The organism is Nocardiopsis sp. LDBS1602, from assembly GCF_035818715.1.
Classification (GTDB): domain Bacteria; phylum Actinomycetota; class Actinomycetes; order Streptosporangiales; family Streptosporangiaceae; genus Nocardiopsis; species Nocardiopsis alba.
Genome location: NZ_JAYLVW010000008.1, coordinates 85,013 through 101,218 on the forward strand (window position 1 = coordinate 85,013; position 16,206 = coordinate 101,218).

Below are 16,206 nucleotides of genomic sequence, written 5' to 3' on the forward strand. Positions count from 1 at the left end.
CACCGCCTCCACAGCCACCTCGACCTGTGACATCATCGACTCCAGCGGACATTTCAAAAAAAGCTACCCCTGGGTAGAACATGAGGGACACCACACTCCGACGAAGTAGCCGCCCCTCCGAAGCCGACCTCTCCAGAGAAATCCCCTCGACCGCGTTCGAATGCAAATGCACGGAACATCTGCACGTGCCGAGGAATACCCGTCGACTTTTCCGCCGCACTCGCGAAGACGTCGACGTGGACACCCGACGGACCACGGGACACACTCGCCTTGCACATGCGATCCCCTCTTGTCAAGGGTGCGCACTCCCCCTCCCCGCCATAGCCGCACACCACTTGACGTGGGGAGACAGGATGCGGGTCCGGCGTGATCACTTGCCATTCCCCCCCGACCACGATCACACTTGGACCAAACGGAGGAACCCACGTGGGCCCCTAACGCCCCTGAAGCCCCTCCGTTCACACGAGCATCCGACGGTGCGATCGGCCCACCACGTCCGATTCCCTCGCACCGACGCGCGACCCGAGAACCGTCCAGACTGGAGTGAGCATGGCCGTCCACCCCCGGGTGCAGACGCTGACCCAGGCCTTCCTCGCCAACGCTGATCAAGAGGCTCCCGGGCTGGTCCAGGGTCTCTACCTGACCGGTTCGGTCGCCCTCGGCGACTTCCGACCGCACGCCAGCGACGTCGACTTCGTCGTCGTCACCGAGCGCTCCCCCGAGGGCGCGGAGCTGGACTCCCTGCGCCGGATCCACGCCCGCACCCGGCACCAGGTGTCCGACCCGCAGTTCAACGGGATCCACGTCACCTGGGAGGAGCTCAACCGGGACCCCGGCGAGTGCGGCCCCGTCCCGTCGGTCATCAACGGCCGTTTCCGCCCCCGCGCCGGCGCCGACGTCAACCCGGTCACCTGGCACGTCCTGGCCGACCGGGGCGTCACCGTCCGCGGCCCCCACCCGATCGAGCTGGACGTGTGGGACGAGCCCGAGAGCCTGCGCACGTGGTCCCTCGGCTCCCTGGACGAGCACTGGCGCCGCTGGCGGGAGAAGGCCGGACGCCTGGTCACCCCGCGCGGACTGGCCGTACTGGGCTCCCTGGCCCCCTCCTGGAGCGTGCTCAGCGTCAGCCGACTGCACTTCACCCTCAAGACCGGCGAGATCACCTCCAAGTCGGGCGCCGGCGCCTACGCCCTCCACGCCTTCCCCGAGCGCTGGCAGCGCATCGTCAACGAGTGCCTGCGCGTGCGCAGGGGGGACCGCTCCCCGTCCCTGTACCAGAGCGCCCTCGCCCGCCGCCGGGCCGCTCTGGACTACATCGAGATGGTCCTGGACGAGTCACTGCGTCCGGGGTTGGCCACCTGATCGCCCTCCCGCCCGGATCCTCCCGACCCGTACACCTCGGCCGCGGCCTTGACTAACCTGGGCTCATGACCATGCGCCCCATCGTCCGCTTCGGCGATCCAGTACTCGTCACCAGGACCACCCCCGTCACCACGTTCGATCAGCGTACGGAGAAGCTGGTCCGCGACCTGCTCGACACCGTGGACGCGCCCGGACGCGCGGGTGTGGCCGCCACCCAGATCGGTGTGGGATCACGTGTGTTCAGCTATGCCGTCGAGGGGCGCGTCGGCTATGTGATCAACCCCGAGATCGTCGAGCTCTCCGAGGAGCTCCAGGACTGTGACGAGGGCTGTCTGTCCATCCCCCGCCTGTGGTACCGGACCCGGCGGGCCGAACGGGCCGTCGTCAAGGGCGTCGACCTGCGCAACGAGCCCGTGACGGTGGAGGGGGCCGGCCTGATGGCCCAGTGCCTCCAGCACGAGACCGACCATCTGGAGGGCATGCTCTACATCGATCGGCTCGACCCCGAGAACCGCAAGGCCGCGATGCGCGACATCCGCAGATCCGACTGGTTCCTGCCCTCGGACCTCCCGGCGCCCAGCACCTCCGTGCGGCTCCCCAGCGCCTTCGGCGGGGGCTCCTGACCTCGTTCCCTCCCGCGCCCCGGGGCCGCCCTCTCCCCCGGGGTGATCTCCGTCCTGCTCAGGGCGTCCGGTCCGGTCCACCACCTTGGGTATCTTCGGACAGAGCCCGCTCTCTCCCCCAGAACCTCACGAATCAACACACTGTGCACATAACACCAAGATCTCGTATGGTCGACCGAGTATCCTTCCGCCCCTCTCGTGACGGCAGGACCGTCGCCCCGGCGTAGCCGATGCGCTCAGACCATCGACGGAGCAGACATGACATCCACTCCTCGTAACGCCCCCCGCCGCGCCCGGACCCCGCTCTCCCTCGCGGCCCTCACCTCGGCCCTTCTCGTGGGCCTGTCCGGGGTGGCCCAGGCCGACCCGGACGACGACGTGGACATCGACGAGCTCACCCAGCGGGCCGAGGAGCTGGAGGAGACCTACGACGGCGAACTGCTCCAGTTCACCGAGATCAAGGACCGTGTCGAGGAGGCCGAGGAGTCCCTGGAGAAGATCGAGAAGCGGTTGGAGGACTCCCGGACCGGTGTCTCCACCATCGCCGCCGCCCGTTACAAGAACGACGGCTTCGATCCGACCCTCCAGGTCGTCTTCTCCAGCGACCCCGAGGACATGTTCGCCGACGCCGCGAACGTCGACTACCTCGGTCGTAGCCAGGCCGAACAGATCTCCGACCTCATCACCCTGCGGGACGACCAGGCCGAGACCACCCGGAACCTCAAGGAGGAGCTGGAGGAGGCCTCGGAGCTGATCGACTCGCTGGAGGAACAGCGCGAGGAGGTCGAGCAGCGCATCGCCGAGTACGAGGAGGAGCAGGTTCCCCCGGAGCCCGACACACCCGGCGGTGGCGGCGGCAGCGGCGACGGCAGCATCCCGGACAGCGCCCGAGGCGGCGGCTGGGACCAGACCCAGCCCCGTATGGCGGCCATCCGCGACGAGATCATCAGGGAGTTCGGCGCCCCCTACCCGGTCGGCTGCTGGCGCTCCAGTGCCGACGACCACGGCGAGGGTCGGGCCTGCGACTTCATGATGAGCGCCAACGGCGCCCACCCCTCAGAGGCCAACCGGGCCCTGGGACAGCAGATCGCCGACTACGGCATCGCCAACGCCGACCGGCTGGGCATCAAGTACATCATCTGGGAACAGCAGATCTGGCAGTCCACCGCCCGCCAGTGGACGTGGATGAACGACCGGGGCGACGCGACCCAGAACCACTACGACCACGTGCACATCACCTCGTACTGATCACCGACGACGGTCCAGGGCCAGAGGGACGACGGCCACCAGCGCCAAGGCCAGCAGGGCGAAGGCCGGCCCGTAGCCCGAGAGCTGGATGACCAGTCCCAGGGCGACCGCGCCGACCCCGGTACCCGCGTCGTAGCCGATGTTCCACACCGCGCTGGCCCGACCATGACCGGTCGGGCCGGCGCGGTTCAGCATCATCGTGACGGTCTCGTTCTGCACGGCTCCGAAGCCCGCTCCGAACAGGGCCGCCCCGCCCAGCACCAGGGCCGCCGTCCCCGCCCCCGGCGCCCCGTCGCCGTTGGACCACAGGGCCACCGCGATCAGGACCATGCCCAGCACCGCGGAGAGCGCTCCGGGCAACAGCAGGAGAGTGCGGCCGTACCGGTCGAACAGCATCCCGGCGCTCCAGCGTCCGATCACCAGCATCAGGGCGTAGGCGGCCAAGAGGGCGCCGACCAGCCAGGCCGCCCGCTCCAGGGGGATCGCCAGGAAGGTGACGATCGCCCCGGCTCCGGAGGCGATCAGGAGCATGACCGCCAAGGGCGCGGCCAGGGCGACCAGCAGCGGCAGGCCGCGCGGTGAATCGGTCCGGTCCGGGGTCTGTTCACCGGTCGAGCGCAGCGCCTCCCGGTTACGTCCCCCGTCGGCGACCAGGATGCCCGACGCCAGCGCCGCCGACACCACACCGGAGATCCCGGTGAGCCAGAAGGCCGTGTCGAAGCCCAGAGCGAGCGCCAAGGCCACGCCGCCGGGCAGGATGACGATCTGGGGCAGCCCCACGGCCAGACCGTAGTATCCGGTGGCCCGGCCGACCTGCTCCCTGGTGACCAGCCTGGCCGCGAGCGCGGTCCCGGCCACCGTCACCATGCCGAAACCCACACCCCGGACGGCGGAGACGACCAGGATCGGCCCCAGGTCGGTGGTCATGGCGAACAGCGGGGTGGGCACCCCCATCACCAGCGCGCCGACCGGGAAGGTCCACCTGTAGCCGCCGGCCCGATCGAGCAGCCAGGGCATGCACAACTGGGTGAGGACGGTGGTGAGCATGAAGACGGCGGTCGTGGCGCCCGCGCCGAACTCTCCCGCACCGCCCCGACTCGCCCAGAGGGGGACCAGGGGGAGCACCGCGGCGAAACCGCAGAGTCCGACCGCCGTGGCGGCGATGAGCAGGGCGAAGCCCCGCCCCTTCAGTCCCGGGGGGCCGGTGGGCGTGGTCTCGACGGAGGTGACGGGAGATCGGGTCATCCGTCCTTTCTAACGGAGCCCGGATGACCTGTCGACGCCTCCCTCACCTCCCCGTCCGTGCCCTCACTCCTCGGGTTCGACGGCGGAGAGCCGCGGCTTCAGCCAGTCCCGCACCCTGACCACGAGCTCGGGGGCGACCGCCCGTTCCGCGTGTCCCATACCGGGGACGATCCACAGGTCCTTGGGGTGCCGGGCCGCGTCGTAGACGGCGGTGGCGTGCGAGACCGGGAAGTAGGAGTCCGCGTCTCCGTGGATCACCAACAGCGGCGTCGGGGAGATCTCCCCGGCGATCTCTCGGGGCTCGGCGGGGGTCGGGTCCCAGCGTCGGTCGGTGACACGGACCTTGCGGAAACGGCGAAGGAAGGCGCGGCCCATCGATCTCCCGATACCGAGGTGGAGCAGGCGCATGGAACGGGTGCCCTGGTAGTACCAGCGGCTGGGACCGCTGATGGAGACCACGGCCGAGACGCCGCCGTAGATGGCGCCATGTCGGACCGCGACGGCGGCCCCCATGGAGAACCCGACCGTGGCGATCCGGGAGTAGCCGAGTTCGCGCAGGCGGGACACGACCGCCTCCAGGTCGTGGATCTCGGCGTTGCCGACCGTGCTCTGCCCACCGGAGCCGTGGTGGCCCCGGAAGTCGAAGGTCATGACGTCGCCGACGGACATCAGTCCCTCGGCGATGGCGCGGGTGTGCGGACTCCGGTAGGTCCCGGTGAAGCCGTTGGCGAGCACCACGGCGGTGGTACGGGGCTCGGCGCGGCGCAGCAGCACGGCGTCGATCCCCACCCCGTCCGAGGTGGTGAGCCAGAAGCGTTCCTCCTGGGGGCCGGCGATGGAGTGGTCAATGGCGTCGGACACCACTCCATCGTGCACGATCAGTTCCGGTACGGGGAGCCCGGCCCCGGTGTGTCGCCTTCGTCCCGGTACCTCGGGTCGCCCCATCCGGGAGCGTTCGAGGGCGGACCCGTGTGACGTCCGGGCGGCGGCCCTTGGGAGGGGCCGGACGGCGGGAACGGAGGAGCCTGGGCCGGCCCACCGGGTGGGAAGGGCGGCGGCGGTCCCTGCGCGGGGCCCTTGGGAGGGAAGGGCGGCGGAGGAGCCTGGGCCGGGCCGGACGGCGGGAAGGGCGGCGGCGGACCCTGCACGGGGCCGGGCGGCGGAGGCGGAGCGGGCATCGTCCGGGTCTCGTGGGAGCCGGGTTCCTCGAAGGTCGGTGCCGGGTCGAACCCCTCGGTCCGGGGGGCGTCGTGGTCGTCGTACCCGTACTCGTCGTCGTACCCGTCGCCGCGATCATCGTAGGCGTCACCGCCGTGATCGTCGTACTCGCGATCGTCGTACTCGCGGTCGTCGTACTCCTCCTCGGCGCGGGCACGCTCGACGGCCGGAGCGAAGACGAGCGAACGCAGGTTGAGCGCCACGTGCACCAGGATCGGCACGAGGAGACTGCCCGTGCCCAGGTAGAGCACGGTGAACAGGGTGCCGGAGAAACCGGCGCTGAGCAGCCCCCACCAGCCCTGGTAGACGTGGGCGACGGAGAACAGCAGCACCGAGAGCACGGCCGCGATCCACAGCGGGACACCCATGCTCGTGACCAGCACGATGAACAGACCGCGGTAGAGCAGCTCGCCGAACACACCGCCGGTGACCGCCATGCCCGCGGCCAGGGCCCGCTCGCCGCCCGTACGCGGCAACAGCAGGTGCTGTCGACGACCCGGGTCCGGCAGGGTCATCGGCTTGGCCGGGGCCCTACGGCCTCGACGCCCCTGACGGCCGGCCGACGCCTTCGCGCTCTCGGCACGGGACGACCGCTTCGACCCGCGACCGCCGATCAGTGGCAGTCGGTCCCTCGTCGGTCGGCCGTTGACCAACAGCCAGAAGGCGATCAGCGCGACCAGTCCGCCGAGCGCGCCGCCCGCGACGGGCGCCCAGGCCTCCGGGAGCCGCAGCCCGAGGTCCGCCGGGCGCAGCTCGGGAGAGGTGAGCACGACGGCGAGGACCAGGAGCCCCCACAGGAGGTGGATCGTGATCGTGACGATGTACAGCCGTCCGAGGGCGCGCTCGTCGCCTTCCTTACGGGAGAGCCAGGCGAACGCGCGCCGACCGAGGAAGGGTTCACCGAGAGCCGCGAAGAACAGCAGGAGGACCGTCAGCAGGGTCCCGGTGAGACTGAACTGGGGAAGAATCTCCGACCATGGCACGGGGACAGCCTAGAAGAACAACTCGGGTCGATAGGACACGTCATGATCCCCTGAAACCCTCTTGCCCTGATATCGACCTTCTCGCCCCTTGTGAACAGCGCTTCGAACAGCGACGGTGGGAAGTGTCGTAGGCCACACTCACGGTGGTGGCTCTGGGATCACCACCGGATCCCGAAGGGCTGGGCAGCAGGGATGGTCGATCGGACCGTAGCCGCGCCGAGGGCCGAAGAGCCCCGTGACATCCGCAACGTCGCCCTGGTCGGACCGTCCGGTTCCGGCAAGACGAGCCTGGTCGAGGCGTTGCTGGCCGAGAGCGGGGAGATCAGGCGCCCCGGCAACGTCGAAGAGGGCACCACCGTCAGCGACCACGACGGGATCGAGATCCGACGGCACCGCTCGGCGCGCCTGACCCTCGCCCCGGTGATGGTGGACGGGGTCAAGGTGAACCTGCTGGACACCCCGGGCCACCCCGACTTCCTCGGGGCCGCCCGCGCCGGGCTGCGCGGAGCCGACGCCGCTCTGTTCGTGATCTCCGCCATGGACGGGGTGGACGGGCGGACCCGGAGCCTGTGGAGGGAGTGCGCCGCCCTGGGCATGCCCAGGGCGGTCGCGGTCACCGGGATCGACCACCCGCGCGCCGACTTCGACGCCGTGGTGGCCCGCTGCCGGGAGGCCTTCGGGCCGGGGGTGCACGCCGCCTACGTACCCGCTTTCGAGGGGAGCGGGGATCGACGCTCCCTGGTGGGGCTGTGGGGACTGATCTCCGAGCGCTACTACGACTACTCCGGTGGGGAGGCCGTGCCCCGCCCCGTCCCCGCCCGGCTGCGCGAGGCCTCCGGGCCGCTCCGGGAGATCCTCGTCGAGGAGGTGATCACCGAGAGCGAGGACGAGACGCTCATGGAGCGCTACATGGAGGGCGGAGAACTCGACCCGGACCTTCTGATCGCCGACGTGCAGAGGGCGGTGGCCGCCGGCGGGTTCCACCCCGTGCTGGCCCTCGACACGATCCGGGGCGTGGGGGTGCGCGAGCTGCTCCACGAGCTGCCGCTGTCCTGCCCCGATCCGACCCGGCGGCCGCTCCCCCACGTCGAGAGGCCCGATGGGAGGGAGGTCGAGGGGATGTCCTGCGACCCGGAGGGGCCGCTGGTCGCGGAGGTGCTGAGTACGGAGAACGACCCGTACGTGGGGCGGATGAGCCTGGTCCGGGTCTTCTCCGGGACCCTGGCGCCCGAGGTCGACGTCCACTTGTCCGGAGCCGTCTCCGACGAGGAGGAGCGGGCGGGCGAACGAGAGCACTCGGGTTCGCCGTTCGTCCCCGCGGGCCCGCAGGCCCTCCCGGTGGGAGAGGTGTTCGCCGGCGACCTGTGCCTGGTGTCCAAGCTGATGTCGGCCCGTACCGGGGACACCCTCTCCTCCACCGAGAGGTCCCTGCGCGTCCGTCCCTGGGCCTTCCCCGACCCGATGATGCCGGTGGCGATCGCCGCCGCGTCCTCCGCCGACGAGGATCGGCTCTCCCGCGCGGTGGCCCGTCTGGTCTCCGAGGACCCCTCCCTCCGGGTGGAGGTCGATTCCGAGACCCGCCAGATGGTCCTTTGGAGTCTGGGCGAGGCCCACTTGGAGGCGGCCCTGGACCGGTTGGAGAGCCACCACGGTGTCCGGGTGGACACCGAGGAGCCTCGGGTACCGCTCCGGGAGACCTTCACCGTGCCCGGACAGGGGGTCGGTCGCAACGTCAAGCAGAGCGGCGGCCACGGAGAGTACGGGGTGTGCCGGATCCGGGTGGAGCCGTTGGAGTCGGGTGCCGGGCTGGAGTTCGTCGACCGGATCGTCGGTGGTGTCGTTCCGCGTCGGTACGTCCCCGCGGTGGAGAAGGGGATCCGCGCCCAGATGGCCGACGGGATCGGCGACGGGTTCCCGTTGGTCGACCTGCGCGTGACGCTGTACGACGGCAAGGCGCACGCGGTGGACTCCTCCGACATGGCCTTCCAGAAGGCCGGGAGGCTGGCGATCCGGGACGCCGCCACCACCTGCGAACCGGCGCTGTTGGAGCCTCTGGACACCGTGACCGTCGAGGTGGAGGGGTCCGATCTGGGTGCCGTCCTCAACGATCTCTCGGCGCGCCGCGGTCGCGTGGTCGGTACGGAGACCGTGGACGACGGCCGTGTGGTGGTCAGGGCCGAGGTACCGGAACTGGAGATCGTGCGTTACGCCGTCGAGTTGCGGGCCCTGTCCCACGGAACGGGGACGTTCACCCGTTCCTACCTGCGTCACGAGCGTCTTCCCGGACACCTGGAGCACCGGGTGGCCCGACCCCGTTCCGGCGACCGGGACACCTGACCTCCGGCCCCTCCCGCCTCACAGCACCCTTCCGGGTCTGGTGCGGTCGGCCAGGGCGGCGAAGCGGAACGTGTTGATCGGGTGGCTGGAGAGCAGGTTGACCAGGGTCACGAAGAACCCGGTGTCGGTCCGTGCCCGGTCGGCGATGTCGTCGAAGTCCACGTCCCGGTAGAGGTACTTGCCGGCGGCGAGGATCCGCATCCCTTGGACCCCTTCGGGACAGTACTCGTAGGCGTGGTTGTCGGCGGTGTACTCCTGGGCCCGCCCCAGAGTGCTGCCCACCCCGGGGATCACGTTGGCCACGGACACGGCGAACTGGCGCCAGAAGGAGGTGTGTCCGGCGGCGATGTGCCCCACCTCGTGGCCGATCACGAAACGCAGGGCGTCGGGGTCGGAGAGCCGACCGCCCACCTCGAACAGATCGCTGTTGATCGCCACGTAGCGACGGAACCCGTGTCCGGAGGCGAACGCGTTGAGCACACCGTTGCCGAGCACCACGTAGGCGTCGGGAACCTGACGCATCCCGAGGCGTTCCGAGGCCTCGACCACCATCCGGTACGCCTCGGGGAACTGGTGCTCGGTGATACGTACCCCGTTGACGCGTTGTCGGGCGTAGAGCTGCCCGCGCACGAAGTACACGAGCGCGGGCAGGCTCAGCAGCAGCAGGGGTTCGTTCGGGTCTCCCGATAGGGCACGACTGACCGCCCCCGCGACGGTGAACAGGGTGACCAGGACACACCCGATGAGGATGGGCGTCTCCCTCGGGTGTCGCAGAGAGCGACGCACATGGGGGTCGCCCCATCGCCATGAGACGACCCCCATGGACCCTCAGTACCGGTAGCGGGCGTCGGGCCGGTCGTCCTCCGGCCCGGGGGGCGGAGGCGCGTCGTGCGCGCTGCCGGCCGGCGGCGGCCCTCCGTAGGCGGGGCCCGCGGGCGGGGTCGCCGGAGGCCCGGGGGGAGCCGGGGGCGCGCCGACCTCGTCCATGATCGCGGCCATGTCGGCGGACAGGGTCGACTCGTCGATCTTGTCGTCGAGCCACTCGTCCTGGATCTCCTGGTCCTGCTCCCCCATGACCGAGCGGATGTCGGACTCCCGGGTGGACTCGCCGAAGGGCTCGTCGGGCGCGGGCCAGGAGGAGGCGAGGTAGGCGCTGTCGTAGGCGTCGTTGTCCGCCGTGTAGGGCTCCGGGTCCGCGGTCGGGGCCGCCGGAGCGGGGCCGACCTGCGGGGCCGAGGGAGGCTCCTCCGACGGGAAGGGCGTTTCCTGGGGCCCCGAGAGCGGGTCCTCGTAGGAGGGGACCTCCATGGATCCCGCGACGACCGGCGGCCCGACGGGCGCCGACGACGGCGGTTCGGCGTGGTTCTCCACCGGACCGGGGTCCTCCTGGGAGAACGAGGGCGTCTCCACGGGTTCGGGAACGCCCGGCGTCCCCTCGGGGACGGAGGTGTACTGCTCGCCCTCGCCCGTGGTGGCGCGCGGGTCGGCGACCCCCGTGGGGTCCGGCCCCACGAAGGCCGGTCCGACCGGGGCCACGTTCGGCCTGGACGGGTTCTTGTTGTCGCTGCCCAGGTAGGACAGGGCGGCCACCGTCAGGGCTGCGAGTCCGGCCCGCAGGGTGGGCTCGCGGGCGGGCGAGAAGAACGGGGAGTGGTTGCTCGGGACGTTGCCCATCTTCTCGTAGGGCGTGTCGCCGGGTGCGGACTCCCACACGTCGTGGGGGGTGGCGCCCACGAACCAGAAGACGTAGGGGATCGGCTGCGGGTCGTCGGGCAGACCGAAGCGGCAGAAGTCCTCGGTGGACGGGGAGGGGTCCGGCAGGTGGATGACGTACTCCTCGCCGAAGTAGGCGAGGTGTGCGCCGGCGACGTCGGCGGTGGCGGTCGGGTCGTTGTGGGTGACCCCGCTGCCCTGGAAACGCTCGACCTCGGGTTCGCGCCCGGCGCCCGAGGCGGCCGCCTCGGCGCGCACGACGCGCTCGATGGCCTTCTCCAGCTGGTCCGCGACGTTCTCGTTGAGCGCCCGGGTGCTGATCTCCAGGTAGGCCTCGTCCGGGATGATGTTGGCCTTGGTACCCGCCTGGATCCGGCCGACCGTGAGCACCGCCATCTCGCTGGGGCTGATCTCACGGGAGACCACGCCCTGGAGTCGGCTGACGATGTTGGCGGCGATGAGCACCGGGTCGACGGTGGTGTGGGGCTGGGAGGCGTGTCCGCCCTCACCGTGGATGCGCACCCGGTAGGCGTTGGCGGCGCCGAGGATGATCCCGGCGCGGTGGGAGATGAGACCGGCGGGCTGCGGTCCCAGGTGCTGCCCGAGGATGACGTCGGGCCGGCCGAAGCGGTCGAACAGACCGTCGTCGATCATCCCTTGGGCGCCGTCGAGGGTCTCCTCGCCGGGCTGGGCCACGATCATGACGGTCCCGGCCCATTCCTCGCGGGTCTCCGAGAGCAGGTCCGCGACGCCGACCAGGCACGCGGTGTGCGCGTCGTGGCCGCATGCGTGCATGACGGGCACCTCGACGCCCTCGCCGTCCACCGCCTTCGCGGTACTGGCGTAGGGGAGCCCGGTCTTCTCCTCCAGGGGAAGCGCGTCCATGTCGGCGCGCAACATCACCGTGGGACCGGGGCCGTTACGGAGGATGCCGACCACGCCGGTACCACCGATGCCCTTGTGGACCTCGTAGCCGGTCCGGTTCAGCCATTCCGCGACGACGCTGGCGGTCCGTTGTTCGGCGTGGGAGAGCTCCGGGTTCTTGTGCAGGTCGACGTAGACACCCTCCACGAGCGGGAAGATCTCGTCGAGGAGTCGCATGACCACGCTTCCGTGCTGAGCGGCACGGTTCGGGTCCACCGCGTGCGGCACGGTTTCCACCGCCTTCTTCGTTCTCGTCCTGGCAGACGCTGCAAGGGGAACAGCCGCCTCGGTCAGACTATCTTCGCGGGCCTCGCCGGTTCACACCGACGCGTTCGGTTCGACACGTCGGATGATGTGGCCCATGGGCGTCTCGCCGTGAGCTATGGGTTAGGGTCTGCACACGATAGGCGACCTTCGCTCTCCTTCGTGTGAGCCCACAGGGGCCTTCTCACGCCCTGTTTCGGGCGAGGAGATCGACTCCGCGAACTTTTGCCTGATTTGCGCGAACCACTGGCACATTCCAACATGTCTCAGTAAGGTAACGGACCATGTTCGCCGCCATCACCTCTCCGGTATCCCCCCTCGCGTGCCACGCGGCGCCGGATCGGTCGGTCCTCCGGTATCGCCCGGCGACCCGACCACGTTCCCTCGGACGACGTTCGGGAACACCGCCCACACCCCGCAACCCGTGACCTCGGAGTCCCTAGTGGCCTCATCCTTGACCAGTACGACCGCCCGATCCGCGACGGATGGACCCGAGAAGACCGTCCGTCCCGAAGCGAAAGCCCCCTCGGGAGACGCACCGGGTCGTGACGCCCGCCTGGACAACGCCAAGTTCATCCTGATCGCCCTGGTCGTCGTCGGCCACGCGATCGAACCCCTCACCGACTACGGGCCCGCCGGCGCCCTCTACTACTGGATCTACTTCTTCCACATGCCCGCGTTCATCATGATCAGCGGGTACCTGTCACGCTCCTTCGACGCCTCGTCGAACCGGGTGGAGAAGCTGGTCCTGTCGCTGGCGGTCCCCTACCTGATCTTCTGGACGATCCACCAGGCCATCTACACCGTCGATCGCGGCGGACTCCCCGACTCCCTGTCGGTCCTCAAGCCGACCTGGACGCTCTGGTTCCTGGTCGCCCTGTTCCTGTGGCGTCTGAGCGTGCCCGTATGGAACCGTCTGCGCTGGCCCGTGGCGATCGCGATCGTCATCTCGTTGTTCGCGGCCACCGCCGACCTCGGCTCCACCCTGTCGATGGGGCGCGTACTCAGCTTCCTGCCCTTCTTCGTGCTGGGTCTGAGCCTGCGCCGTGAGCACTTCGCCCACCTGGACCGACTCTGGGTGCGGATCGCCTCCGTCGTCGTCATGGTGGCCACCGCGGTTCTCGCCGTGCCGATCTCCGAGCACCTCAGCCGGGACTGGCTGTTCTGGCGGGACAGCCTCACCGACCGGGACATCGACCCCCTCCTGCCCAGCATCGGCATCCGGTTGGCCTTCATGGGCCTCGCCCTGGCCATGACCGTCGCCGTGCTCGCGCTCACCCCCAAGCGACGTACCTGGTTCACGTCGCTCGGCGCCTACACCCTGTTCATCTACCTGGGGCACTCGGTGGTCCTGATCGTCTTCAAGGCCTCCCCCTGGTACGACGTGCTCACCGGACCGGTGGCCTTGACCGCCACCATCGCCTTGGGCCTGGGACTCACCTTCCTGCTGTGCGCCCCCTGGGTACGCGCGTGCATGAAGTGGGCCGTGGAGCCCCAGCCGACCTGGTTCCTCCGCAGGGAGGACCGTGAGGTCCAGGGCAAGAGGACCCCCGAACGCGAGAAGGGGCCGGACCCGGCGAAGACCCCCTCTCAGGGGTGAACGCCGGGCCCGGCCCCGAGACCGGGACCGAGGTCGTCAGCTCCCGTCGGCGGACCCCGCCGGCGGGACGGCGGCCGCTTCACGGCGACGCGTCTCGAAGCGGCGGGTCTCCTTCCACAGGCGCAGGACCAGCACCATCTCGAAGAAGGCCAACGCCAGTACGGAGAAGACCGCCACCGGGATGATCAGGCTGTCGAGCGGTGAGACGAAGGCGATCAGCACGGTCAGCGGCGCCACCACGCACAGGAACATCTCGAACTCGATCCCGCTGAACAGGTGCGGACGCACCCGGTGACGCAGCAGGGCGTCCCGGACCCGGGGGTAGAACCCCTTGGGGGCCGGGGAGCCCGCGGCCGGGGCCGACGGGGCGTCGGGGCCCTCCTCGTCCTCGGGATCGACGGCGCCGCCGACCGCCTCCTCGCGCAGGCGTTCGGTGTCGCCGGTGGCCAGGGCCAGGGCCTGCCTCATCGACTTGCGGGTCTTGGCGACCTGGGCGCCGTTGAGGTAGCGCAGCAGGTCGAAGAAGACCACCACCGGCGCGACGATCAGGTAGGCGGCGTTACCGGTGATCAGCCACTGACCGATCAACAACGCCATCACACAGCCGAAGAACCGGATCCGGTCGAAGACGAAGTCGACCCAGGCCCCGAAGATCGAGCCGTTGCCCTTCAGACGGGCGATCTTGCCGTCCATGCAGTCGAGCACGAAGCTCAGGTGGAACAGCAGCGCTCCGGCCACCAGCCACGCCCACCCCAGGTCGCCGGCCCACACCGGGGCGATGAAGCACAGCGCCGAGAGCAGACCCAGGACTCCGGCCCCCAGCGTGAGCTGATTGGGGGTGATACCGGTGCGGTTGGCCGTCCACACCACCAGCCGGCCGGCCAACGGGTCGACCAGGAAGACCGTCCACCAGGCGTCCTTGGCCTTGTAGGTCTCTTCCTTGACTTGCGCGAGCGTGAAACGCGACATTGCGGAGTTCTCCTGGGGCGGCCCACGACCTCGCATGCCCACGGCTCACGGCGTTCGAGCGCCGGAGAAGGGCATGGGTCAGGGCCGGGTAGAGGCGGGAATCGGGTCATCATGCCAGACCGGGGTACCTCCACGGTAATCGGCCACGGCATAATTGACAGGTAAGAGGGGGATCAACAGGGTGCCGCCGGCGACCAGCCCGCGGAGTGGTCCACCCCCTTCGGTCTCGACCGAGGTAGAGGCATTGCGTTTTCTCAACGACCAGGTCCCCAGCCAGGACCTGACCTACAGCGACGTGTTCATGGTCCCCGGCCGCAGCGCCGTGGGCTCCCGGCTCAGCGTGGACCTGTCGTCGCCGGACGGCACCGGCACCACCATCCCCCTGGTCGTGGCGAACATGACCGCCGTCGCGGGGCGCCGGATGGCCGAGACGGTCTCCAGACGTGGTGGTATCACCGTCATCCCGCAGGACATCCCCATCGAGGTGGTGTCCGACGTCATCGCCTGGACCAAGCGGCGCGACCTGGTGTACGACACCGCCATCACGCTGAACCCGACGAGCACCGTCGGTGAGGCGCTCAACCTGCTGCCCAAGCGTGCGCACAACGCCCTGATCGTCGTGGACGACGAGCGTCGTCCGCTCGGTGTGGTCACCGAGGCCGACTGCGCGGGCGTGGACCGCTTCTCCCAGCTCCGCGACGTGATGTCCGCCGAACTGCTGACCATCCCGGCGGGCACCGAGCCGCGCGAGGCCTTCGGCATCCTGCACGAGTCCCGGCACCGGCTGGCACCGGTGGTGGACGGGCAGGGCGCCCTCGTCGGCGTGCTCACCCGGACCGGCGCTCTGCGCTCGACCCTGTACACGCCGGCCGTGGACTCCGAGGGGCGTCTGCGCGTGGCCGCCGCCGTCGGCATCAACGGCGACGTCGTGGGCAAGGCCTCCGAGCTGCTGGCCGCCGGTGTGGACACCCTGGTGATCGATACCGCGCACGGCCACCAGGAGAAGATGATCTCCGCGATCGAGAAGGTCCGCGGGCTCTCGCCCGACGTGCCCATCGCCGCGGGCAACATCGTGACGGCGCAGGGGACCCGCGACCTCATCGAGGCCGGGGCCGACATCGTCAAGGTCGGCGTGGGCCCGGGCGCCATGTGCACCACCCGGATGATGACCGCGGTGGGCCGTCCGCAGTTCTCCGCCGTCCTGGAGTGCGCGGCCGCGGCCCGCGAGATGGGCGGCCACGTGTGGGCCGACGGCGGCGTGCGCCACCCGCGCGACGTGGCCCTCGCTCTGGCGGCCGGCGCCTCCAACGTCATGGTGGGCTCCTGGTTCGCGGGCACCTACGAGTCGCCCGGCGACGTCATGCGCGACGCCCAGGGACGCCAGTACAAGGAGAGCTTCGGGATGGCGTCGGCGCGCGCGGTGCGGCTGCGCACCTCCGACGACTCCCCCTTCGACCGGGCGCGCAAGGCCCTGTTCGAGGAGGGCATCTCCACCGGGCGCATGTACCTGGACGCCGAGCGTCCCGGCGTGGAGGACCTCATCGACCAGATCATCGCCGGTGTGCGCAGCTCGATGACCTACGCGGGCGCCACCACCCTGGCCGAGTTCCACGAGCGGGCCGTGGTGGGCGTGCAGAGCGCCGCCGGTTACAACGAGGGCCGTCCCGTGGAGAACGGCTGGTGACCGAGGATCGCGCCACGATCGAGTGAGGGGAGGGGG

General features: G+C 70.1%; 12 protein-coding genes. 6 read left to right on the plus strand and 6 right to left on the minus strand.

All coding sequences use genetic code 11. The annotated features are described in order from the left end of the window. Positions 1 to 549 precede the first annotated feature (549 nt). The 3 genes from U9J66_RS20935 (at position 550) to U9J66_RS20945 (ending at position 3,233) form a co-directional block, all read left to right on the plus strand. On the plus strand, positions 550 to 1,362 hold the full coding sequence (locus tag U9J66_RS20935; protein ID WP_014913598.1) for a nucleotidyltransferase domain-containing protein: 813 nt from the start codon (positions 550 to 552) through the stop codon (positions 1,360 to 1,362). A 65-nt stretch (positions 1,363 to 1,427) separates the two neighbouring features. Beyond that, positions 1,428 to 1,985, plus strand: a complete 558-nt coding sequence (gene def, locus U9J66_RS20940; RefSeq protein WP_326338451.1) for a peptide deformylase — start codon at positions 1,428 to 1,430, stop codon at positions 1,983 to 1,985. Positions 1,986 to 2,243: 258 nt separating this feature from the next. After that, the gene (locus U9J66_RS20945) at positions 2,244 to 3,233 is read left to right on the plus strand and encodes a coiled-coil domain-containing protein (protein WP_014912997.1); all 990 of its coding nucleotides are present in this window, start codon (positions 2,244 to 2,246) and stop codon (positions 3,231 to 3,233) included. Here the strand turns inward: U9J66_RS20945 and U9J66_RS20950 are convergent, their stop codons facing one another. The 3 genes from U9J66_RS20950 to U9J66_RS20960 form a co-directional block, all read right to left on the minus strand. Then, positions 3,234 to 4,478 carry an MFS transporter gene (locus tag U9J66_RS20950; RefSeq protein ID WP_161111352.1) on the minus strand — a complete coding sequence of 415 codons (1,245 nt, stop codon included), beginning with the start codon at positions 4,476 to 4,478 and terminating at the stop codon, positions 3,234 to 3,236. A gap of 63 nt (positions 4,479 to 4,541) precedes the next feature. Then, positions 4,542 to 5,339, minus strand: coding sequence for an alpha/beta fold hydrolase (locus U9J66_RS20955; RefSeq protein WP_161111351.1), 798 nt, complete (start codon positions 5,337 to 5,339; stop codon positions 4,542 to 4,544). Between the two features lie 17 nt (positions 5,340 to 5,356). Further along, positions 5,357 to 6,679, minus strand: a complete 1,323-nt coding sequence (locus U9J66_RS20960; RefSeq protein WP_326338452.1) for a CPBP family intramembrane glutamic endopeptidase — start codon at positions 6,677 to 6,679, stop codon at positions 5,357 to 5,359. Positions 6,680 to 6,871: 192 nt separating this feature from the next. On the opposite strand from U9J66_RS20960, the gene U9J66_RS20965 reads away from it, so the two are divergent. Continuing rightward, positions 6,872 to 9,016 carry an elongation factor G-like protein EF-G2 gene (locus tag U9J66_RS20965; protein ID WP_326338453.1) on the plus strand — a complete coding sequence of 715 codons (2,145 nt, stop codon included), beginning with the start codon at positions 6,872 to 6,874 and terminating at the stop codon, positions 9,014 to 9,016. 18 nt (positions 9,017 to 9,034) lie between these two features. Here the strand turns inward: U9J66_RS20965 and U9J66_RS20970 are convergent, their stop codons facing one another. After that, positions 9,035 to 9,838 carry a M48 family metallopeptidase gene (locus U9J66_RS20970; RefSeq protein WP_187294461.1) on the minus strand — a complete coding sequence of 268 codons (804 nt, stop codon included), beginning with the start codon at positions 9,836 to 9,838 and terminating at the stop codon, positions 9,035 to 9,037. 6 nt (positions 9,839 to 9,844) lie between these two features. Then, a complete protein-coding gene (locus tag U9J66_RS20975; protein WP_161111348.1) occupies positions 9,845 to 11,890 on the minus strand; it encodes an amidohydrolase in 2,046 nt (681 codons plus the stop codon). Positions 11,891 to 12,371: 481 nt separating this feature from the next. Here U9J66_RS20975 and U9J66_RS20980 point away from each other — a divergent pair, with 481 nt between their 5' ends. Then, complete coding sequence (locus U9J66_RS20980; protein WP_442789864.1) at positions 12,372 to 13,517, plus strand: acyltransferase family protein; 1,146 nt, start codon at positions 12,372 to 12,374, stop codon at positions 13,515 to 13,517. A 36-nt stretch (positions 13,518 to 13,553) separates the two neighbouring features. Here U9J66_RS20980 and U9J66_RS20985 read toward each other — a convergent pair whose 3' ends face one another. Continuing rightward, positions 13,554 to 14,486: a CDP-alcohol phosphatidyltransferase family protein gene (locus U9J66_RS20985; protein WP_014908529.1), complete on the minus strand. Its 933-nt coding sequence runs from the start codon at positions 14,484 to 14,486 to the stop codon at positions 13,554 to 13,556. Between the two features lie 244 nt (positions 14,487 to 14,730). On the opposite strand from U9J66_RS20985, the gene U9J66_RS20990 reads away from it, so the two are divergent. Then, positions 14,731 to 16,170: a GuaB1 family IMP dehydrogenase-related protein gene (locus U9J66_RS20990; protein ID WP_014909822.1), complete on the plus strand. Its 1,440-nt coding sequence runs from the start codon at positions 14,731 to 14,733 to the stop codon at positions 16,168 to 16,170. Positions 16,171 to 16,206: the final 36 nt, after the last annotated feature.